This window comes from Schaalia odontolytica (assembly GCF_031191545.1).
Classification (GTDB): domain Bacteria; phylum Actinomycetota; class Actinomycetes; order Actinomycetales; family Actinomycetaceae; genus Pauljensenia; species Pauljensenia odontolytica.
Genome location: NZ_CP133472.1, coordinates 1,006,618 through 1,026,986, shown reverse-complemented (window position 1 = coordinate 1,026,986; position 20,369 = coordinate 1,006,618). Strand labels below are relative to the sequence as shown.

Genomic DNA, 20,369 nt, shown 5'->3' with positions numbered 1-20,369 from the left:
CGCTCGGTCGCTGCTCTCCCGTGCACCGATCGCACTCCAAGGCTCAACGCGAACTCTGACAGCACGCACCCGGCCCCCCACCAGCACGCCGCTGGCGGGGGGCCGCGGCGTTCACCTCGGGGGCTGGGGAATCCTCTGCGCCGTAGGAGAGACCTCGTCGGGCAGTGGGAGGGTGAGGACGACGCTGGTACCCACTCCCTCGCGCGAGGTGAGGCGCACGTGGCCGCCGTGCCGCTCAATGACGAGGCGGACGAGCGGCAGGCCCAGCCCCGATCCTGAGCGCCCAGCCGCGTTCGACCCGCGCGCCAGCTCCGAGAACACGCTCTCGCGTTCCGCCTCGGGAATCCCAATTCCCGTGTCAGCGACCTCAATGCTCACGCCGGTCTCCGACTGGCTGCCGCGAACCTCGATGCTGTCGCCCTCACCCGAGTACTTCACGGCGTTAAACACGACGTTCTGAATCGCGGAATACAGTAGATCGGCGTCCCCGACGACGCGCGGCAGCGGCCACGGGGCGGTTGGGAACACCAGGGTGAAGCTGCGCGCCTCGCCCACGCTGGAGCGTGCAGCCTCCACGGCGTCGCGTGCCGCCTCCTCCAGATCCACGAGCTCGCGCTCCATGGGCGCCGACGACAGGTCGGCCAGTTTGCGTAAGTCCGTCACGAGCACGCCCATACGCCTGGCCTGGGCCGCCACGAGGGCCGAGGCCTCGTCCTCGCCCGAAGCCGTGGCCGCGAGGATCGCTGTCAGGGGATTCTTCAGCTCGTGATCGAGGCGGGCCAGAAACTGCCGGTGCTCGAGATCGCGGCGCGCCTGAGCCTGCGCCGCACCCGCGAGGCGCGCCTTCGACACAGCCACCGAGACGAGCAGGAACGCCACCGCAACGGCGGACACCAGAACGCCGAGTGCGGCCACGGCAGCGGGCAAGGAAACGAAGGCGCGCACCCCGAGCCTCGAGCCGAAGAGCCACCACACCAGGGCACACACGCAGGTGATGACCGCGGGAGCCAGGCACAGCATGATTCGGCGCCTCATTGCCCCACCCTCCCAATAAAGCGGTACCCCACGGAGGGAACGGTTTCGATGAACACCGGGTCCGAGGGATCCTCCCCGAGGGCCGCGCGGATCTCACGGATACGATGGTCGACTGCTCGCGTGGAGGAAGCAAAGTCGATTCCCCACAGCACCGACAGGAGTCGCTCGCGGGTGTGGAGCTCTCCGGGGTGGGTCATCAGATAGTCGAGGAGTCCCATCGCCTTGGGCGTCAGCTCAAGTTCCCTGTCGGCCAGGAAAGCGCGCCGAGCGAGGCGGTCAAGCACCAACTCGCCACTCGTGACGCGCTCGGACGCCGACAGGGGGCGCGTGGAGCGCATCGAACGGCGCAGCACCGCGCGGATACGGGAGACCAGCTCCTGGGGGTCGAAAGGCTTCGACAGGTAGTCGTCGGCACCCTCGTCCAGCGCGGCTGAACGCTCGAAAGAGGTGTCGATCTGGGTCAGCAAAATGACGGGGGTCCACGTGCCGCCCGCACGTATGCGGCGCACCATCTCGCGTCCGTCCATGTGTGGCATCATGATGTCGGAGACGACAATGTCTGGGCTGAGCCTGCCGTGGGCGGCCAGCCCCTCCGCCCCGTCCCGGGCCGTGTGGACCGTGAAACCCGAGCGGCGTAGGAAGGGCGCGAGCCCGTCGATGATGGCCGCCTCGTCGTCGACCAGCAGGACGGAGGCCCCCGCGGGGGCGGGCTGGGGAGGGGCCCCGGTGCTCGTCGTCACGGATCTTCTCCTCGGTGTCCGGCTCCGATCGTGGGCGCCGACAAGATCGGGCGCTCTCAGCCAGGGTATGCGACGCGCCGGGTGCTTGTCCACGGGCCCGGCGGGGTCGAGATCCCGACGACGTCTCCCCATGTGGGTGGGGCATACCCCTCGTCGCCTGGGAGCCTCGTTACCAGTTCAACAGCGTCACGTAGCACACCGTCCCGATGCCGACGCTCCACAGGAGCTTGCGGCCAAAGAGCAGGTGCACAGCGACGGTGACGCCCGTCGCCACCAGCGCCGCCCACCAGTTGCCCGTTGCCTGCGCCCCCTGGGCGAGTGTCGAGAGGACGAGGATCAGCATGATGCCCGGCGGCATCCACACCGCCATGTCCGACACGTAACGCGAATCGCGCAGGGGTTCGAGAATCTTGAAAGGTAGAGCGCGGAGCGTCAAGTCGATGATGAAGGTGATCGCAAGGATCGCCAGCAGGTAGCCCAGCGTCGGTGTCATCGCGCGCCTCCTTCGGCCATCTCGTCCGCGGAGTGCCAGATGCCCCGGCGATGAAGAAAGTGGCGGACTGTCAGGCACGCGACGAACAGCAGGAGTGCGGCCATGAGGTGCTGCCCGGGTGCCACCACCATCGCCACCGCGAAGGATGCGCCGGCCAGGAGGACCGACGGCGCCTCGTGCCTCGTGCGCGCCGCGTCCAGCGTCAAGGTGATGAACAGAGCCGTCAGCGCGAAGTCTAGGCCCTCGATCTGCGTGGGAATGAGCGATCCGGCGAGGACGCCGACCGTGCCCGACACTAACCACGTCAGGTGGAAGAGTACCTGCATTGCCAGGAGTCGAGGCTTCGTCCATCCGTTGGGGCGGGCGGCGGTCAGCGCGTAGGCTTCGTCCACCAGGGCGTACATCGAGAAGAGGCGGGCGAAACGCCCCTCGATCACGTGCAGGGGGAATGAGAATGCGAAAAACAGGAGGCGGAAGTTCACCAGCAGCATCGTCACGGCGATGACGGCTAACGGCGTGTTCTGCGAGGCCAGGGTGACGACGAGGAGCTCGGCCGAGCCCGAGTAGGCGGCCAGGGAGAGCGCTGGCGCCATCCACCACGGCAGCCCCAGCTGGACGACCAGCAGGCCGTAGGCCAGGCCCAGTGGGATGTAACCTGCGGCGACGGGTGCCGTGATACGCAGACCGTCAAGGATCTCGAGGCGGGTAGGGCTAGCCGGCACGGGGACATTCACGGTGCGCGGTAGCTTGGGCATGGGAGCAATTTTTACGCGCCGCTACGGCCTCGCGCGCGTTGGCGCGGCCGTGCGTGACGACTTGCACGTTTTAGTGGGTCGAAGGTCCCGGTGTGGAAACCTGCGGGGAGGGATAGCCCTCGCCTGTCACATAGTTTCAAAACCGGAACGACCGATCGCACAATAGACCGCCCGGTGGAAATATTTTATTGTCGCCGAGGAACACACACCTCGGCGCTTCCACTGACAACGCACACAAGGAGCCGTCATGAGCGCCGCCAACGCACGCAAGAAGCCATTCCTCCGACTCGCCACGGCCGCCGTCGCCATGGTCGCAGCCCTGGGCATGGCCGCCTGCTCCGGTGGCTCAGCCTCCTCCTCGTCCTCCTCGTCGAGCGCGCAGGTTGGCGACCGCGGCCCCGAACAGATCAAGGAAGCGGGCGAGATCGTTATCGGTATCTTCTCCGACAAGGCCCCCTTCGGCTACATCGACGCCGATGGCAAGCCAGCCGGATACGACGTCGTCTACGGCGACCGCATCGCCGCCGACCTGGGCGTCACCGCCAAGTACGTCCCCGTCGACGCCGCCGCCCGCACCGAGGTTCTCGCCTCCAACAAGGTCGATATCACCCTCGCGAACTTCACCGTCACGCCCGAGCGCGCCGAAAAGGTCGACTTCGCCAACCCCTACTTCAAGGTCTCCCTCGGTGTCGTCTCCCCTTCCTCGGCTGAGATCACCGACGTCGGCCAGCTGGCCGGCAAGACCCTCATCGTCACCAAGGGCACGACCGCCGAAGCCTACTTCGAGGCCAACCACCCCGAGGTTAAGCTCCTCAAGTTCGACCAGTACTCCGACGCCTACCAGGCCCTCGAGGACGGTCGCGGCGAGGCCTTCTCCACCGACAACACCGAGGTCATCGCCTGGGCGATCCAGCACCCCGGCTTCAGCGTCGGCATCAAGAGCCTGGGCGAGACCAGCTACATCGCCGCCGCCGTCAAGAAGGGCAACACCGCCCTCCTCGGCTGGCTGAACAACCAGCTCGTCGAGCTCGGTGAGGAAGACTTCTTCCACAAGGACTACGAGCAGACCCTCGCCCCCGTCTACGGTGACGCCGCGACCCCCGACGACCTCGTCGTCGAAGGCGGCGTGGACACCACCTCCACCAACTGACACAGGTACGAGGCCGTGGCCCCTCCCGGGTCCGCCCGCCGCGGGTGAGCACACGGAGCGGCCATGGCCTCGTCCCTCCGCATGACCATGAACGTTGAGATCCTGGCGCGATACGCGCCCCTCTACGTCGACGCCGCCGTCCTCACCCTGCGGATCGCGGCCATCGGCATCGTCGGCTCCCTCGTGGTGGGCCTCCTGGTCGCCGCGATCCGGCAGTACCGGATCCCGCTCGCCTCCCAGATCGGCGCCGCCTACGTCGAACTGTCGCGCAACACGCCCCTCCTCGTGCAGCTCTTCTTCATCTACTTCGGCCTGCCGCGCGTGGGCATCACGTGGAGCGGCGAGACCTGCGCGATCGTGGGCCTCATCTTCCTGGGCGGCGCCTACATGGCCGAAGCCCTGCGCTCGGGCCTCGACTCGGTTGCCACGATTCAGTGGGAGTCGGCGTCCGCGCTCGGCCTCACGCGCACTCAGACGCTGCGCCACGTCGCCCTCCCGCAGGCCATCGCTACCTCCGTGCCGCCGCTGGCCGCCAACGTCATCTTCCTCATCAAGGAAACATCCGTCGTCTCCGTCGTCGCGCTGCCCGACCTCGTGTACGTCGCGAAAGACCTCATCGGTATGTCCTACAACACCTCCGAAGCGCTGGTCCTCCTCGTCATCGCCTACCTGGTGATCCTCCTTCCCGTGTCCATCGCGGCCCGACTCATCGAAAAGAAGGTGCGCCGTGGCGGATTTGGGAATTAACGTCATCTTCGAGGGCCGCAACCTCGTGCGCATCCTCGAGGGCCTCGGCGTCACCGTCGGCATCTCCGCGCTCTCCGTGTTCCTGTCGTTGATCCTGGGCGTCTTCGTCGGCCTCGGAATGCGCTCGCGGTGGCGTGCCCTGCGCTGGCTCATGCAGATCTACCTCGAGTTCGTGCGCATCATGCCCCAGCTCGTCCTCCTGTTCGTCGCCTACTTTGGGCTCACGCGCGTCGCGGGGATCAACCTGGACGGTATCACCGCGTCCGTCCTCGTCTTCACCCTGTGGGGTGGTGCCGAGATGGGCGACCTCGTGCGAGGCGCGCTCATCGCGATCCCGCGCCATCAGTACGAGTCCGCATACGCGCTGGGACTCACCCCGAGGCAGACCATGCGTCGCGTCATCCTGCCGCAAACCTTGCGCAGGCTCGCGCCACCGGCCGTCAACCTCATCACCCGCATGATCAAGACGACCTCGCTCGTCGTCCTCATCGGCGTCGTCGAAGTCCTCAAAGTCGGACAGCAGATCATCGACGCCAACCGCTTCAACTACCCGACCGCCTCGCTGTGGATCTACGGCCTGATCTTCGCGGCGTACTTCCTCATCTGCTGGCCCATCTCGCTCCTCTCACGCCACATGGAGAAAACATGGCAGAACTGACCTCCGACACCGCGGCCTCTCGCGCCGGAAGCACGCACCAGCTTGCACCGGACGCGCCCCACGCGGGCGGCGGCGAGCCACAGCTGCGCCTCGTTGACCTCGACAAGACCTACCCCGGCGGCCACCACGCCCTGCGCGGCGTCTCCCTCGACGTCGCCGATGGCGAAGTCGTCGTCATCATCGGGCCGTCGGGCTGCGGCAAGTCCACGCTCCTGCGCACGATCAACGGCCTTGAGCCCATCAATTCTGGGCAGATCCTCTTCGACGGGGATGACCTGGCCGCCCCCGCCGTCTCCTGGCCGGGCGTCCGCCGCCGCATCGGCATGGTCTTCCAGTCCTACGAGCTCTTCCCCCACCTGACCGTCATGGGGAACCTGACGCTCGCCCCCGGCCTCGTCGCGGGAGAATCGCGCGCCGACGCGAGCGCGCGGGCGTTGAATCTGCTCGAGCGCGTCGGTCTGGCGGACCGCGCCGACGACTACCCGCGCCAGCTCTCCGGCGGCCAGCGCCAGCGCGTCGCCATCGTGCGCGCCCTCATGATGGACCCCGAGATCCTCCTCCTTGACGAGGTCACGGCCTCCCTTGACCCGGAGATGGTGCGCGAGGTCCTCGACGTCGTCCTGGAACTGGCTCGTACCGGCATGACGATGCTCATCGTCACCCACGAGATGGGCTTCGCCCGCGCGATCGCCGACCGCATCGTCTTCATGGACGAGGGCCGCATCGTCGAGGTCGACCCGCCGCGCAAGTTCTTCGCCGACCCGGCGTCTGACCGAGCGCGCAAGTTCCTCGACATCTTCAGCTTCGAAGGCGCCAAGCTGTAGGGGTTTCCAGGCGAAAGTACCTCCTGGCGGGGCCTTGGCCGACGGGCTTGTAGTGTCGTCGGCGCGTGTGCAGGTTCCGCGTTCTTCCTGTTGATTTGGGTGCTACACCCGATCCGTCGGCATTGCACCTCTTCTGATCGGGTGTACCGCGACTGATCGGGTGTAGTGCCACTGATTGGGTGTATCGCGTAGGTGCCGTTGGGGCTCACGGATAGGCTACGAGCATCCGGATAGGTTACGAGGATCCGGATACCTTAATAACCTATCCGCGTGCGCATAACCTATCCGCATGTGCGCAACCTATCCGCGTGGGGCGTGCTAGCCCCGCTGGAGCTCTAGGTGGGGTTGGGGCACGTGTACCTGGCCGGCGAGGTGCCAATTTGCGTAGCGGTCCGGTGCCTCCGCGCGATCATTCGACGCACCTGGAGTTCGCCCGCCGATCTCGTCTACGACAGAACACACCGGCTCAGCCGATCAGCGTCGACTGGTGGTGCACCATGATCAGCCGCGCCTCGCCGGAAGTCGCCGGTGCCCACACGCTGGATTCCAGCGAAGCACCGCCCTCCCAGCGCACCCGGTAGCGGGTCAGGAACGCCCCGCCCAGGTCGTGCGCGTCGATGCGTCCGATTGCCGGGGAAGCGGGCGATGGCCCTGCGAGCGTCGTGGTCGCGCCACCGCCCGGCCAGATGCGCGTCGTTCGCTCGTCCGTCATTGCGGCGAGAGCGGATTCGTCGCCGCCGGTCCACGCCAGGATGAACTCGCGCTCGCGGGCGACCGCATCCTCGGTGGTCACCGAGTCCTCACTCATCGACGAGGCCGGGGCCTCCTCCGCGGTCTCGCTCGGGTTGGTGGTCGTGGAGAAAACGCTGGGATGAGAACGGAAAGTTGATGTTGCGGCTTCGGCCGTGGGCGTGTCGTGGCTGGCGCTCGTGTCCTGCGATTCAACCGACATGGATGAGGCGGTCATGCCGGCGGCGTCGGCCGAGCCACCGCGCGACGTGGAAGCGATGAGGCTCTCGTCGGAGATGGTGTCTGTGCCGAGTCGGTCAGAGGAAGCGGCGGTGGCTGCCCCGCCCTCGTTCGCCCGGCTGGGCGGCGTAGTGCCGCGAGTAGCATCGCTAGTAGCTCCGCGCGCTGCCCCGCCCCCGAACCCGGGGCCGGGCTCGGGGGTGCGCCCGGCCTGGTAGGCCTCGGCGCAGCCGCGCGCCAGGTCGTCGGCCCGTTCGTTCATGCGGTGTCCCGCGTGGCCCTTGACCCATTCGAAGGTGACGCGGCGCCCTTCCATGGCGCGGTCGATCTCCTGGATGAGCTCCAGGTTTTTGATGGGCTTCTTGTCGGCCTTCGTCCAGCCGCGCTTCTTCCAGCCGAGCCGCCACTTGGACACGACGTTGATCGCGTACTGGGAATCGGCGAGGATGTGCAGCTCTTCGCCGGTTTCGGCCGTGGCCTGAAGCAGGCGCAGGATCGCGGTCAGCTCGCCCAGGTTGTTGGTGCCCTGCGGCCAGCCGCCCGCGTCCCACGTGTCCTCGTCCACGTACCAGGCCCACCCCGCGGGCCCGGGGTTGCCGAGGGAAGAACCGTCTGCCGCCGCCGTAATCGTCATGACCTCATCCTATCGGGATCCCGAGGCCTGATCGGATGGGGACGAGGCCGGGGCGCGGTGTCGTTGCGGGCCGCGCGCCTCTTGGGATGTGGCTCCGTCTGTTTCGTCGATGAGACGAGGCCGGGGCGTGGCGTCGCTGCATTGCGCGGTAATTGGGGCCGGTGCCGGGTCGGTCCAGTGGGTTGAGGCGTGGGTACTGGCCTAGACTCGTGTGGTGGGCGCGGCCGCGCCCTTTACCGCGACGAAAGGGATGAGACGCGTGGCGGAACGGCTCGACGAGCGCAATGCGACAGGTGCCGACGAGCAAAACCGCGGTAGCTCCAGGACGTCGAGGCGTATCCGCCGATGGGCGTTTCTCGTCGTCGTGCTCTCGGTCGCTGCGCTCGCGGTGAGCTGTGTCTTTCGTGGGGAACTGACCAGGAAAACGGCCAGTTTCCTCACGACGAGCGACGCGGTCGTTGCCGTGCGCCTGGGGTCCGGATGGTCGACGGTGGCCGAGGATTTTCGGTATGACGATTACGACGGCTGGATCGTGCTTCTCGACATCGACGGGCACGGTCAGGTCGTTGCCGTGAACAATGTGAGTGACGGGGATGTGCTGTGGAATGAGAGGGGTGTCTTCTACGGGTCGCCGTCTCAGGACTCCCTCACGACGGAGGCGGGGACGCAGGGAATCGGACGAGGACACCGCAGCAACGAGCGTCACCGCTATGCGCTCCCCGATGGCGCGCTCGCGGTCGTGCACGGTGAAGAGTTTGGTTTTTGGGTTGATACCGTCCACGTCGATGGACGTGTGACGAGCGTCGAGAATGACAAGACAAGGGGCTCTGTCGGGCAGTGTGGGTCGCGTATCCTGGCGATCACCGACACGGAGGAGTCTCCCGGCATCAGTGCCGCAGCGTTTGCGGCGCATGCTGCTCGATCGGGCGACGAGGAGGCGCCGACCACCCTCGCCGCTGTTGTTCAGCTCAACGACCACGACGGGGAGGCGTCCCCACTCCTTGCGGTAGCGCCGATGATCGACGGCTTGAAGTCGCGGCAGAATATGTTCGCGTGCGAAGGGGACGTGATCACGATGCCGAGCGTGCAGGCGGACGAGGCCGCTGCCTCAAGCAATGGTCCGACGAGCGAGCGGCAGCGAACGCTGGTTCTTCAGCGGTGGGACCTGTCAACGGGTGAGCGCTCGATCATTCCCGTCCTCGACGAGGCCGGGAACCCCCTTGAGTTGAATGAGCGGCAGGACGTTTCCGAGTACGAGGCGATTCGCGTGGGCAGCGAATACAGGTTCGTGTCCTCGGGCGGGGACGCTTTCGCCGTCGACCTGGCGAGTAGCCAGGGCCGGCATCTGTTCTCCCTCGACGTGCCGCGGAGCGAGTACCTGTCGGTTTTCCAGGTGACCGAAACAGGTGTCTACGCGCTCAGGGACCGCCGAGCGGACCGTGTCGTCACCCTCTCGTACAGGCCTTGGGATGGGGACCAATGGCGTGACCTCGTGACGACGAGTAACCTGGCGCCGTACCTCAAGAAAGGCATGTGGACGCCGACGGTGGACATCCAGTCCTTCGCCCTGCGCCCCGGCTGGGACGGCGGCGCGCAGTAGCACGGCGCTGCCACACGGCACAGTGGCGCAAGGCGAGAGGGGTGGCCTTCCGAGGAAGACCGCCCCCACCGGCGTCTATGGCTCACGGACACTGACCCCGTGACCAGAGGGCGCCGCATGCGGGCGGTGCTCACCGGGACAGAGCGATCGAGCCACGCCGCCGCACAGCGAACCCGGCCGCTCGCAAGCGGCCGCAGCCGTTACAAGGAGACACCTACCTGGCCGAGCGCGAAGGCGAACTCCTCGCAGCGCGCCGCCCACCGCCCCTCGCGTCCTGATGGGCCGGCGTGGCCGGCGACCATCTCGGTGCGCAGGATGATGGGCCGCTCTCGAGGGTCGCGCGCGGTGACGAGGCCGTGGCCGGCTTCCCCGCTCGCGCTTGCCTCCCCGGCCACCCCCGAATCGCAGCAATTGCAGCGCTGCCCAGCCCCGGCCTCGTCCGTGGGGGGAACCTGGCCGGTCGCCTCGCGTAGGCGCTGCACCCACTTGGTGGGCTCGACGAACTCCACGCGCGTGTCGTTGACCGACGTCGTCGCCATGATCGCGGGCAGCAGCGCGCCGTCGGGCACGTTCTCATACGGCGTGTAGCGGCTCATCGCGTCGAACACGGCGCGCGAGGTTAGGGGGTTGCCCCACTCCTCCCACTCGCCCACGGTCAGCGGCAGGGACGGGTCCAGGATCGTTGAGAGCGCGTCCACGAAGGGCACGCCCGCCAGGATCGCGCGGAAGCGGTCGGGCGCGGCGTTGATAACCGCGCCCATGAGGAGGCCACCGGCGCTGCGTCCCTCGGCGACGAGGCGGCCGGGTGCCACCCACCCGGAGTCCACCAGCCAGTCGGCCACGTCGATGAAGTCCGTGAAGGTGTGCTCCTTGACCAGCTCCTTGCCGTCCTCGTACCAGGCGCGGCCCATCTCGCCGCCGCCGCGCACGTGCGCGATCGCGTAGACGGCGCGGCGCAGGATCGGCAGACGCAGGGTCTCGAACTCGGGGTCGTAGCTGACCTCGTAGGAGCCGTACCCGATTTGCCAGCCCGCGTGCGTCCCGTCCGGGCGCGCGTCCCGGTGATGGATCAGGGTCACGGGGATGCGAGTCGCGCCGTCGCGCGCGAGCACCCACACGCGCTCTTCGACGAACTCGGCCGGATCCCAGCCGGGGGCCTCGCGGGTGCGCAGGGTGCGCACGGTCAGGGCCGCGCCTTCGGGGTCCTCGGGGGACGAGGCCGGAGCCGGGGTCGGCAGAGAAACTTCCGCGACTGTGGGCGGCACGGTCTGCGACTGGAACTCCACGCGCAGCGGATCGGTCCACGGGGTCGGCACGGTCGCGATTGTGCGCACCGGGGCGTCGACCTCCACGCGCCGCCACGTGGGCGAGGGTTCGCGGCGATCCCACACGTCGACCTGCGTCAGAGAGCCCGAACGAAGCGAGAGCGCCACGTAGTCCGCGTGAGCCTCGACGTCGGTGATGCGCTCGCCGGGGCCGGGGCTGCGCAGCGGCTCCCAGGACTCAAACGGCGTGAGGGGCGTGGGCTCGTCCTCCGGCAGGGGAGTGCCCGGCGTGCGATCCGCCAGGGAACCCCGCGAGAACGCGGAGGAGGACGTGACGCCGAGGCGCGCCAAGGCCTCGGGCGACCCCCCTGCGGGCAGCATCGCCTGCGCGAGCGAGCCCTCCTGCGTCAACCCCGTATGGACGATGAACAGGCGGTCGCCCGCCGAATCCGCCGACACCAGCGTGCGCGGGCGCACCGGCATCAGCGGCAGCGGGCGCACGGACGGGTGGGCGGGCAGCCACAGCCACGCGCGGCCCGCCGTCGACGACGAGGCGTGAATGACGACGTGCCCCGGGAAACCCGAGGGCGCGAACCCCATCTCGAAGCCCTCGTCCGGCTCGACCAACAGCAGCTCGTCGGCCTCGCGCGGCGTGCCCACGCGGTGCAACCACACGTCGCACGCGCGCCACGCGTCGTCCACGCCCATGTAGATAAAGGACGCGGAATCATCCGCCCACGCGAAGCTGTACCCGGCGTCCACCACGGCCTCGTCGATGACGCGCCCCGAGGCCTCCTGCACGACCCACGTGTAGCGCTCATCCCCGCTTGTGTCCCGCGCCCACGCGATCAGGCGCCCATCCGGGGACGGGTACATGTCCGCCAGGCGGAAAAACTCCTGCCCTCGCGCCCACTCGTTCTCATCGACGAGGAGCTCCTCGCCCGGCGTGGGTACGCCCGGTTGGGGGACGAGCGGAATCGGCACGCCTGCCTCGTCGCGCTCCACCGGCGCGCGGTGATGCGTCGCGTACGACTGGCCCTCCGCGAAACGCCGGAAATACCAGAACTCGCCCTCACGGATCGGAACCGTCACGTCGGTGAGCGCCGTGGAGGTCTTGACCTCCTCCACGAGGCGCGCCGCCGCCTCGCGCGTCGGCGCCGTCACCGTGTCCGCCCACGCGTTCTCCGCCTCCAAATGAGCCCTGACCTCGGGGTTGTCTGCGTCGCGCAACCAATCCCACGGGTCATCAAAATGCTGCCCGAACTGGTCGCGCACCCGGTATCCGTAACGCTTCGGGGCAACCGGGGGAGTGTTCATCGACGAGGCATTAGACGCCTCACGCGTAGTCGTGTCAGTCATGGGGACCATCTTAGAGGTGGGCCAACTGATGGGGATCCACGAAACAGTGGTGAGGCCGTGCGAGACTAGGGGAGTGAACGATGAACAAGCTCCCGCGCGCGGATCCGCTGCCGCGCTCGAACCCGCGGCGCTCGCGGACCCGTCCGCGCCTCGTCCCCAGCCCGGCACCCGAGGGCAGAGCGGCGGGGGAGCGGCCCCGGCCTCGTCCCTGAGCCTGACGCGCCGACTCCTCGCCTGGGTGCGCGAGTTCATCCAATTCGGCATGGTCGGGGCCACCGCCTACGTTGTCGACGCAGGCCTGTTCAACCTGCTCCAGCACGGGCCCCTCGGCTTCCTCGCCGGGCACCCCAACACCGCGCAATTCGTCGCCGCCGCGACCGCGACCCTGTACTCGTGGATCGCCAACCGCCTGTGGACCTACCGCGGACGCACGCGGGACAATGCTACGCGCGAGGCCATCCTCTTCTTCTTCGCGAACGCCTGCGGCATCGGCATCTCCCAGTTCTGTCTGCTGTTCACCCACCACATCCTTGGGTTCACCTCGGCGCTGGCCGACAACATTGCCGTCTACGTCGTCGGCTTCGCCCTGGGTACCGCTTTCCGCTTCTTCTTCTACCACTACGTGGTCTTCACAGGGCGTACGCGCGCGTAGGTTGAAGGTGCGGCGGTAGGGTCGAAACGTGAAGGAAACGCCAGAGCACTACCCGACCCCCGAGGAATCCATCGCCACGATGGTCACCATCGACGACACCGCCCTCGTGTTCGAAGGCGGCGGCATGCGCAACGCCTACACGGCCGCGCTCGTGAGCCGACTCATCGCCGAAGGCATCAACTTCCCCCACATCTCCGGCGTCTCCGCGGGCTCCAGCCACCTGTGCAACTTCACCTCCCGCGACGCCGCCCGCTCGCACGACACTTTCGTCGACCTTGTCGAAGACCCCGAGTTTGGCGGACTCAAGCATTTCCGCAAGGGCCACGGCTACTTCAACGCCGAGTACATCTACGAGCGGATCTGCTACCCCGACGGGATCCTGCCCTTCAACATGGACGCCTTCCTGGCGAACCCGGCGACCACCCGCGTCGCTACCTTCAACGCGTCGCGTGGGCAGGTCCGCTGGTTCTCCAAGGAAGAAATGAGCACCCTGGACACGCTCGGACCCATCATCCGAGCCTCCTCCACGCTGCCCATCCTCATGCCGCCCGTCGACATCGACGGCGACACCTACGTCGATGGCGCGCTCGGCCCCAACGGCGGCCTGCCCTTCGATCAGCCCCTGCGCGAGGGCTACCGCAAGCTTCTTGTCGTCCTCACTCGGCCCCGCGACTATGTCAAGGGCCCCATGCCCGCCAGCGTTGGTGCCCTCTTGCGCACCGCCTACCGTCAGTTCCCTTCCGTGTTCGAGGGTGTGGCTCGTCGTCCCGACCGCTACAACGCGGGACGTCGCCTCCTCTTCAAGCTCGAAGAACGAGGCCAGGCCTACGTGTTCGCTCCCGACAACCTGTGGATTAACAACACCGAGTCGCGGCGCGAACGCCTGGAGGCAACGTATCGTGCTGGCCTCGTGCAGGCCGTGCGCGAGATGCCCGCGATCAAGGCGTTTCTCGGGCTGTAGGGGTTCTTTCTGCCCGTGTTCCGGCGGCGCTTGCTGCATCGCCAGGTCTGCGGTCGCAGCGAAGTGTCGCCTCTTAGTGTCGCCGCTTGGTGTGCACCCGGGCGGCGGCACGCCCGCCTCGGCCGTCCGCCCTGCGAGCTTCGCTCGGAGCGTCGTCTTGAAGCGCGGCCAGGCCCCACGTTCCAGGCGCCTGCCCGGGCTGTCTGAAACCGGATGCGCCTCTGTTGGTGCGGGTTTTGCTCGTTGTGAAACCGGATGCGCCTCTGTTGGTGCGGGTTGTGTTCGTTCTGAAACCGGATGCGCCTCTGTTGGTGCGGGTTTTGCTCGTTGTGAAACCGGATGCGCCTCTGTTGGTGCGGGTTGTGTTCGTTCTGAAACCGCTGGCACCATCGTCGGTGAGAAACGGCCGTTTCTGGTGCACTTTTCGCCGGCAGTGGTGCCGCGGGTTTCATGTGTGGGTTGGGCGGGGCTGGCAGTGGTGCCGTGGGTTTCGTGTGCGGGTCGGTCGGGGCTGGTGGTGGTGTCGTGGGTTTTGCTCGTTCTGAAACCGGATGCGCCTCTGTTGGTGCGGGTTGTGTTCGTTCTGAAACCGCTGGCACCATCGTCGGTGAGAAACGGCCGTTTCTGGTGCACTTTTCGCCGGCAGTGGTGCCGCGGGTTTCGCGTGCGGGCTGGGCGGGGCTGGCGGTGGTGCTGTGGGTTTCGTGTGTGGGTTGGGCGGGGCTGTCAGTGGTGTCGTGGGTTTCGTCTGCCCGTCGAGAGCAGCCGGAAGGGGCGCCTGGAGTGCGATGCCTATATCTAGGGCGCGCCCAGGACCCGAGACCGAGGGTGCAATGGCCGTCGGGGCTGCCTGTGGGTGCCTCGCGCAGGGCCCCTTCAACGGGGTATCCGCACGATTCGGTCTATTTTGGTGACAACGTCGCCGATCCCTACATCTAGGGCACCTCGTCCCCAACGACCCCTAGATGTATGGGTGCGACACGCCCATAGGGCCCAAAGCTAGGTGTGACGCTCGACATTTTTTGCGTGGTTGGAAGGTGGTTATGCACAGGGTGGTGGTGTGGTCGTCCACAGGATGCACAGGTGTGTGTGGGGGTGTTGAGAGCTACTCGATATGCGCGAAGGTTAGTCGCAAACCTCAATGTTTGCGCGCATCTTCGCGCACCCTCGATGGGGGCTCGACAAACCCGTGTGTCCCCTCCGGGATCCTGACCGACCGCTCCGTCCACAGACCCCTCTGACCTCATCCACAGTCGGGGAGGTAGACACAACATCTAGGGGTCGCTTGCGTGAGCGGCCACGAGGTGTAGTGTTGTTGTGTTCGCGGCGAACGAGCCGCTAGAAAGCCAACACAGGATGCCAACGTCCGGCCTTGAGCCGCAAGGAGACACGAACATGTCGATCACCGTCTACTCCAAGCCCCGCTGCCCCCAGTGCGACGCGACCTACCGCGCCCTCGACAAGCAGGGCGTCTCCTACGAGAAGATTGACGTCACCCAGGACGCGGAATCCCTCGCCTTCATTAAGGGCCTCGGCTACCAGCAGGCCCCCGTTGTCGTGGCCGGCGATGACCACTGGTCCGGCTTCCGTCCCGACCGCATCAAGGCCGTCGCCGCCGCAGCCGCCTCCCTGGCGCTGCAGGCCTGAGTCGCGCCGACAAGTCCCGGCCGCGAGGCCGGGACTTTCGCGTATCTGGGCAGGGCCGAGGCCGGGGCGCACCCTTCGAAAACGGCGTGGATACACTCGAATGAGCGGGGAGTGAACCCTTGGTTGAAACAGGGGGAATCGTGGGCCGACCGGCCGTGAGTGCAGGCCGCCCAAGACCTCATGCGCACCCCGACGATCATGCTCACCCGCCGAGCTGGGTGCGTCGATCATCCCACATGGGACACGCGAGCAAGGCAACCCCGTCCGGGCCTCGGGGGTGAGACACTAGAGGTTCAGCATCCCGCCAAGCAGGAAGGATCACCATGGGCAGCGTCGTCTACTTTTCGTCGGCGACGGGTAACACCCGCCGTTTTGTTGAAAAACTCGGCCTTCCGGCGGCGCGAATCCCGTTGCTTCCCAAGGATGAACCCCTGCGCGTGACCGACGACTACGTGCTTGTTGTGCCCACCTATGGTGGCGGCAACCTCAAGGGAGCGGTACCTAAACAGGTCATCAAGTTCCTCAATAACCCCGAGAATCGAGCCCTGTGTAGGGGCGTCATTTCGTCGGGAAACACTAACTTCGGCAAGGCCTACTGCATTGCGGGCGACATCATCGCGGCCAAGCTGGGGGTCCCCCACATGTATAAGTTCGAGCTCCTCGGCACGCCCGAGGACGTCTCCAGAGTTCGCGAAGGACTGGAACAGTTTTGGCAGAAAACTACACCGACACAGGCGTAGAGGAAGCTCTCTCCCCGGAGCTTGACTACCACGCGCTGAACGCGCAGCTTAACCTGTACGACGCGAACGGACACATCCAGTTCGACGCGGACCGTGCGGCTGCTCGCCAGTACTTCCTGCAGCATGTCAACCAGAACACGGTGTTCTTCCATGACCTGGAAGAAAAGCTGAAGTACCTGGTGGACGAGGGATACTACGAGAAGCATGTCCTGGACCAGTACGACTTCTCGGACATCAAAGAACTGTATAAGCAGGCCTACGCTCACAAGTTCCGCTTCCCGACGTTCCTGGGTGCGTTCAAGTACTACACCTCGTACACGCTCAAGACCTTCGACGGTAAGCGCTACCTGGAGCGCTTCGAGGATCGCGTCGCCATGGTGTCCTTGTACCTGGCGCGCGGCGACATCGAGCTGGCCCGCAGCTTCGTCGACGAGATCATGACGGGTCGCTTCCAGCCGGCCACCCCGACCTTCCTCAATGCCGGTAAGGCGGCGCGCGGCGAGCTGGTCTCCTGCTTCCTGCTGCGCATCGAGGACAACATGGAGTCGATCGCTCGAGGCATCAACTCCGCGCTGCAGCTGTCCAAGCGCGGCGGCGGCGTCGCTCTGCAGCTCACCAATCTGCGCGAGTCGGGTGCTCCGATCAAGAAGATCCAGAACCAGTCCAGCGGCGTCGTGCCCGTCATGAAGCTGCTTGAGGACTCCTTCTCCTACGCGAATCAGCTGGGTGCGCGTCAGGGCGCGGGCGCTGTCTACCTGCACGCGCACCACCCGGACATCATGCAGTTCCTGGACACCAAGCGTGAGAACGCGGACGAGAAGATCCGGATCAAGACGCTGTCCCTGGGCGTCGTCATCCCCGACATTACGTTCGAGCTGGCCCGCAAGAACGAAGACATGTACCTGTTCAGCCCCTACGATGTGGAGCGCGTGTACGGCGTGCCCTTCTCCGAGATCTCGGTGACGGAGAAGTACCACGAGATGGTGGACGACGGGCGCATCCACAAGCGCAAGATCAACGCTCGTCGCTTCTTCCAGACGATCGCGGAGATCCAGTTCGAGTCGGGCTACCCCTACATCGTCTTCGAGGATACGGTGAATAAGGCGAACCCGATCAAGGGCCGCATTACCATGTCGAACCTGTGCTCGGAGATCCTGCAGGTGTCCGAGGCCTCGACCTACAAGGACGACCTGTCCTACGACCACGTCGGCAAGGACATCTCCTGCAACCTGGGCTCGCTCAACATCGCGAAGACCATGGATTCCCCGGACTTCTCTAAGTCGATCGAGATGGCGATCCGTGGCCTTACGGCCGTCTCGGACCTGTCGGATATCTGCTCGGTGCCGTCGATTGCCCGCGGCAACGCGATGAGTCACGCGATCGGCCTGGGTCAGATGAACCTGCACGGTTACCTGGCGCGCGAGCACGTGCACTACGGGTCCGAGGAGGCTCTGGACTTCACGAACATGTACTTCATGACGGTCCTGTTCGAGGCGATCAAGGCCTCGTGCACGATCGCGCGCGAGCGGGGTGAGTCCTTCGAGGGCTTCGAGGAGTCGAAGTACGCGTCGGGGGAGTTCTTCCGCAAGTACATTGACGAGGAGTGGGCACCTACGACGGACAAGTGCCGTGAGCTGCTCGCCGCCTCGTCGATCAAGGTTCCGACCCAGGCGGACTGGGAGGCCCTGGCGGCCGACGTCGCCAAGTACGGCATGTACAACCAGAACCTGCAGGCCGTGCCTCCGACGGGTTCGATCTCCTACATCAACAACTCGACGTCGTCGATCCACCCGATCGTCTCCCGCGTGGAGATCCGCAAGGAAGGCAAGATCGGCCGCGTCTACTACCCGGCGCCCTACATGTCGAACGAGAACCTTCAGTACTACCAGGATGCGTACGAGATCGGCCCGGAGAAGATCATCGACACCTACGCGGTGGCCACGCAGCACGTGGATCAGGGCCTGTCGCTCACGTTGTTCTACCCGGATACGGTGACGACGCGTGACCTGAACAAGTCCTACATTTACGCGTGGAAGAAGGGCATTAAGACCCTGTACTACATGCGTCTGCGCCAGATGGCCCTGGAGGGCACGGAGGTCGAGGGCTGCGTGTCCTGCATGCTGTGACGTTACGCCCGTTTGTCGGGCGGTGCGGGGGTCGGGAAACCGGCCCCCGCACCGTTTTATCAGGGACGAGGCTGGGGCTGAGGGGCCGGGGATGGGGGAGTGATGGTGCCTGTGAGCCTCGCCGATTATTCGGTTTTCTTGACGGCTGCTCGTATGATGTGGGAGGTACATTCCCCACATTTTCCCGGAGTAAGCGATGAGCGATCCCACGAATCCCTACGGCGTTGGCGGTGTCGCGAGCCAAGGCGGCTATGGCCAGCAGGACGCGTACGGTGCTCAGTCGGCATATGGGTCCCAGGCCTCGTATGGGGGGCAGCCTCCATACGGCGCGGGGCAGCCTCCGTACGGCGGGGGACCGGGTATGCCGGGCTACGGGCAGCCGCAGGGCTACGGTCAGCCCGCCTACGGGAGCTTCGGGTACACCCTGAACCCCGCCGTTGAGCGTGTGCGTTCGAACGCATCGATGGTTCGCATCATGGCGTTCATTAGCTTCGTCACCGTTGGGCCGATTCTCTCGATTGGCGCGTGGATCTGGGGTGGCATGCTCGTGACCGAGGCGCAGGGCCTCAACGCTCCCATGGACGTGATCAATGACGTGGAGGGTGCTCGAAAGATTGCGATGATCTGCACCATCGTTCAGCTCGTCGGCATCGTCCTCTTGTTCCTTGTCTCCTTCGTCCTCCCCTTCCTCGTTGTGTTCATCGCGGGCGCATCGTCGGGGTACTGACGAGATTGAGCGGCGAATGTCGGATGCGCGCCCCCAAGGGGCGCGCATCGCTGTTACCCGTAGTGGTGCAGCGCTCATCCCTGTCCCTGTTTTCCTAACGGTGAGACACGTGCGCTAGGATGAACCGCGTAACTGATGACCTATTCCGTTTGGAGTATCCCATGAGCGATCCCATCAACCAGTACCCTGCCTCCGATCAACCCGCTTACGGTCAGGCTCCCCAGGGTGCGTACGGTCAGGCTCCCCAGGGCGCGTACGGCCAGCCCGCATACGGCCAGGCTCCTCAGGGTGCGTACGGCCAGCCCGCATACGGCCAGGCTCCTCAGGGTGCGTACGGCCAGCCCGGTTACGCGGTGAACCCGGCTCTTGAGAAGATCCGTTCGAACGCCTCGACCGTTCGTATCGCCTCCATCCTGAGCTTTGTCTTCGGCGGTCTCATCCTGTCCGGTGCCATGTGGTACTGGGCGAACAAGATGACCGCTGAGGCGCAGGCTCTCGGTGCCCCCCTCGACATCGCGACGGAGCTGAACAGCGCGCGTAACGCTGCGAAGATCTGCTCGATCATCCATATCGTCATCCTCGTGGTGGTCGTGCTGTTCTACGTCATCGGCATCATTGCTATCCTCGCAAACGGTGGCTCAAACTACTGAGTTCTTCACGGTGTGGGGTCCGGATCGACTCTGGATCCGGACCCCACACGTGTATGTTCACGCCTCCTGTTAGGATGCTTCTCGTATTGACCGGAAAGAAGAATTGGAGCCGCTAGTGAGCGACCCCCTGAACCCGATGCCGGCGGACGGCACCGCCCAGCAGCCCTATGCGAACCCTCAGCCTCACGCGCCGGAGGGTAGTGATACTGCTTGGGCTGCCCCGCAGCAGAGTCCTTTCGTGGCACCCACCCAGGCCCAGCAGCCCCAGTTCGCCCAGCCCGGAGGGAACCAGTACGTGCAGAATGGTCAGGGTGCCCAGGGTGTCTACGGCCAGCCCCTGTACGGACAGCCGATGTACGCCCCCTCGGCGGGCAAGGACTTCTCGAACATCCAGATCGGCTCGTTCGTGGCCATGGGCGCGGCTGTCTTCAGCTGGGTTCTTTTCTCCCTGCTCCTGTCGATCCCCGCGATGATCGCCGCGATCGTCCTGAACGTGAAGGCGAAGCGTGAGGGTGCCCCGCAGAACATCGTGAAGACCTCGATGATCGCCATGATCGTCTCGATCGTGATGGTAGTCCTCCAGACTGCAGGCCTCGTCGCGTTCGTTGCCTTTGCTCTGTTAGGAGACCTGTAAACA

The 20,369-nt window shown here is 65.9% G+C and carries 19 protein-coding genes; 13 read left to right on the top strand and 6 right to left on the bottom strand.

Going from position 1 to position 20,369, the window contains the following annotated elements; all coding sequences use genetic code 11:
• Positions 1–111 precede the first annotated feature (111 nt).
• From RDV55_RS04340 to RDV55_RS04325, 4 genes are all read right to left on the bottom strand, one after another.
• A complete protein-coding gene (locus RDV55_RS04340) occupies positions 112–1,035 on the bottom strand; it encodes a sensor histidine kinase (protein ID WP_111823185.1) in 924 nt (307 codons plus the stop codon).
• Entirely contained in the window at positions 1,032–1,775 is a 744-nt protein-coding gene (locus RDV55_RS04335) for a response regulator transcription factor (protein ID WP_111823184.1), read from the bottom strand. The genes RDV55_RS04340 and RDV55_RS04335 overlap by 4 nt, the downstream gene beginning before the upstream one ends.
• Positions 1,776–1,944: 169 nt before the next feature.
• Entirely contained in the window at positions 1,945–2,268 is a 324-nt protein-coding gene (locus RDV55_RS04330; RefSeq protein ID WP_111823183.1) for a branched-chain amino acid transporter permease, read from the bottom strand.
• Positions 2,265–3,023, bottom strand: a complete 759-nt coding sequence (locus RDV55_RS04325; RefSeq protein ID WP_111823182.1) for an AzlC family ABC transporter permease — start codon at positions 3,021–3,023, stop codon at positions 2,265–2,267. The genes RDV55_RS04330 and RDV55_RS04325 overlap by 4 nt, the downstream gene beginning before the upstream one ends.
• A 247-nt stretch (positions 3,024–3,270) precedes the next feature.
• On the opposite strand from RDV55_RS04325, the gene RDV55_RS04320 reads away from it, so the two are divergent.
• From RDV55_RS04320 to RDV55_RS04305, 4 genes are all read left to right on the top strand, one after another.
• Positions 3,271–4,173, top strand: coding sequence for a cysteine ABC transporter substrate-binding protein (locus tag RDV55_RS04320; protein ID WP_111823181.1), 903 nt, complete (start codon positions 3,271–3,273; stop codon positions 4,171–4,173).
• 87 nt (positions 4,174–4,260) lie between these two features.
• A complete protein-coding gene (locus RDV55_RS04315; RefSeq protein ID WP_111823505.1) occupies positions 4,261–4,920 on the top strand; it encodes an amino acid ABC transporter permease in 660 nt (219 codons plus the stop codon).
• Positions 4,901–5,578: an amino acid ABC transporter permease gene (locus RDV55_RS04310; protein WP_111823180.1), complete on the top strand. Its 678-nt coding sequence runs from the start codon at positions 4,901–4,903 to the stop codon at positions 5,576–5,578. The genes RDV55_RS04315 and RDV55_RS04310 overlap by 20 nt, the downstream gene beginning before the upstream one ends.
• Entirely contained in the window at positions 5,566–6,402 is an 837-nt protein-coding gene (locus RDV55_RS04305) for an amino acid ABC transporter ATP-binding protein (protein WP_245907640.1), read from the top strand. The genes RDV55_RS04310 and RDV55_RS04305 overlap by 13 nt, the downstream gene beginning before the upstream one ends.
• A gap of 466 nt (positions 6,403–6,868) precedes the next feature.
• Here the strand turns inward: RDV55_RS04305 and RDV55_RS04300 are convergent, their stop codons facing one another.
• The gene (locus tag RDV55_RS04300; protein WP_111823179.1) at positions 6,869–8,005 is read right to left on the bottom strand and encodes a ribonuclease H family protein; all 1,137 of its coding nucleotides are present in this window, start codon (positions 8,003–8,005) and stop codon (positions 6,869–6,871) included.
• A 250-nt stretch (positions 8,006–8,255) separates the two neighbouring features.
• Here RDV55_RS04300 and RDV55_RS04295 point away from each other — a divergent pair, with 250 nt between their 5' ends.
• Positions 8,256–9,605, top strand: coding sequence for a hypothetical protein (locus tag RDV55_RS04295; protein WP_111823503.1), 1,350 nt, complete (start codon positions 8,256–8,258; stop codon positions 9,603–9,605).
• Positions 9,606–9,805: 200 nt separating this feature from the next.
• Here RDV55_RS04295 and RDV55_RS04290 read toward each other — a convergent pair whose 3' ends face one another.
• The gene (locus RDV55_RS04290) at positions 9,806–12,238 is read right to left on the bottom strand and encodes a S9 family peptidase (protein ID WP_111823178.1); all 2,433 of its coding nucleotides are present in this window, start codon (positions 12,236–12,238) and stop codon (positions 9,806–9,808) included.
• Between the two features lie 64 nt (positions 12,239–12,302).
• Between RDV55_RS04290 and RDV55_RS04285 the strand changes: the two genes are divergently transcribed.
• The 8 genes from RDV55_RS04285 (at position 12,303) to RDV55_RS04250 (ending at position 20,366) form a co-directional block, all read left to right on the top strand.
• Positions 12,303–12,881: a GtrA family protein gene (locus RDV55_RS04285; protein ID WP_111823177.1), complete on the top strand. Its 579-nt coding sequence runs from the start codon at positions 12,303–12,305 to the stop codon at positions 12,879–12,881.
• 28 nt (positions 12,882–12,909) lie between these two features.
• Positions 12,910–13,842 (top strand): patatin-like phospholipase family protein, encoded by a 933-nt coding sequence (locus tag RDV55_RS04280; RefSeq protein WP_111823176.1) that lies wholly within the window; start codon positions 12,910–12,912, stop codon positions 13,840–13,842.
• Positions 13,843–15,237: 1,395 nt separating this feature from the next.
• Positions 15,238–15,489, top strand: coding sequence for a glutaredoxin-like protein NrdH (gene nrdH, locus RDV55_RS04275; RefSeq protein ID WP_111823175.1), 252 nt, complete (start codon positions 15,238–15,240; stop codon positions 15,487–15,489).
• 323 nt (positions 15,490–15,812) lie between these two features.
• A complete protein-coding gene (nrdI, locus tag RDV55_RS04270; protein ID WP_111823174.1) occupies positions 15,813–16,229 on the top strand; it encodes a class Ib ribonucleoside-diphosphate reductase assembly flavoprotein NrdI in 417 nt (138 codons plus the stop codon).
• The gene (nrdE, locus tag RDV55_RS04265) at positions 16,199–18,355 is read left to right on the top strand and encodes a class 1b ribonucleoside-diphosphate reductase subunit alpha (protein ID WP_111823173.1); all 2,157 of its coding nucleotides are present in this window, start codon (positions 16,199–16,201) and stop codon (positions 18,353–18,355) included. The genes nrdI and nrdE overlap by 31 nt, the downstream gene beginning before the upstream one ends.
• Positions 18,356–18,551: 196 nt before the next feature.
• Positions 18,552–19,082, top strand: a complete 531-nt coding sequence (locus tag RDV55_RS04260; RefSeq protein WP_111823172.1) for a hypothetical protein — start codon at positions 18,552–18,554, stop codon at positions 19,080–19,082.
• Between the two features lie 161 nt (positions 19,083–19,243).
• Positions 19,244–19,732, top strand: a complete 489-nt coding sequence (locus RDV55_RS04255) for a hypothetical protein (protein WP_111823171.1) — start codon at positions 19,244–19,246, stop codon at positions 19,730–19,732.
• Positions 19,733–19,847: 115 nt separating this feature from the next.
• Positions 19,848–20,366: a hypothetical protein gene (locus RDV55_RS04250; RefSeq protein ID WP_111823170.1), complete on the top strand. Its 519-nt coding sequence runs from the start codon at positions 19,848–19,850 to the stop codon at positions 20,364–20,366.
• The last annotated feature ends 3 nt before the right edge of the window (positions 20,367–20,369 follow it).

What these genes read in the sequence shown, in the direction of transcription:
- RDV55_RS04315 (WP_111823505.1), top strand. Translation starts at nt 4,261, where the DNA reads ATGAACGTTGAGATCCTGGCGCGATACGCGCCCCTCTACGTCGACGCC.
- RDV55_RS04260 (WP_111823172.1), top strand. Translation starts at nt 18,552, where the DNA reads ATGAGCGATCCCACGAATCCCTACGGCGTTGGCGGTGTCGCGAGCCAA.
- RDV55_RS04340 (WP_111823185.1), bottom strand. Translation starts at nt 1,035, where the DNA reads ATGAGGCGCCGAATCATGCTGTGCCTGGCTCCCGCGGTCATCACCTGC.
- RDV55_RS04300 (WP_111823179.1), bottom strand. Translation starts at nt 8,005, where the DNA reads ATGACGATTACGGCGGCGGCAGACGGTTCTTCCCTCGGCAACCCCGGG.
- RDV55_RS04295 (WP_111823503.1), top strand. Translation starts at nt 8,256, where the DNA reads ATGAGACGCGTGGCGGAACGGCTCGACGAGCGCAATGCGACAGGTGCC.
- RDV55_RS04320 (WP_111823181.1), top strand. Translation starts at nt 3,271, where the DNA reads ATGAGCGCCGCCAACGCACGCAAGAAGCCATTCCTCCGACTCGCCACG.
- RDV55_RS04255 (WP_111823171.1), top strand. Translation starts at nt 19,244, where the DNA reads ATGAGCGATCCCATCAACCAGTACCCTGCCTCCGATCAACCCGCTTAC.
- RDV55_RS04330 (WP_111823183.1), bottom strand. Translation starts at nt 2,268, where the DNA reads ATGACACCGACGCTGGGCTACCTGCTGGCGATCCTTGCGATCACCTTC.
- nrdI (WP_111823174.1), top strand. Translation starts at nt 15,813, where the DNA reads ATGGGCAGCGTCGTCTACTTTTCGTCGGCGACGGGTAACACCCGCCGT.
- RDV55_RS04325 (WP_111823182.1), bottom strand. Translation starts at nt 3,023, where the DNA reads ATGCCCAAGCTACCGCGCACCGTGAATGTCCCCGTGCCGGCTAGCCCT.
- RDV55_RS04305 (WP_245907640.1), top strand. Translation starts at nt 5,566, where the DNA reads ATGGCAGAACTGACCTCCGACACCGCGGCCTCTCGCGCCGGAAGCACG.
- nrdH (WP_111823175.1), top strand. Translation starts at nt 15,238, where the DNA reads ATGTCGATCACCGTCTACTCCAAGCCCCGCTGCCCCCAGTGCGACGCG.
- RDV55_RS04290 (WP_111823178.1), bottom strand. Translation starts at nt 12,238, where the DNA reads ATGGTCCCCATGACTGACACGACTACGCGTGAGGCGTCTAATGCCTCG.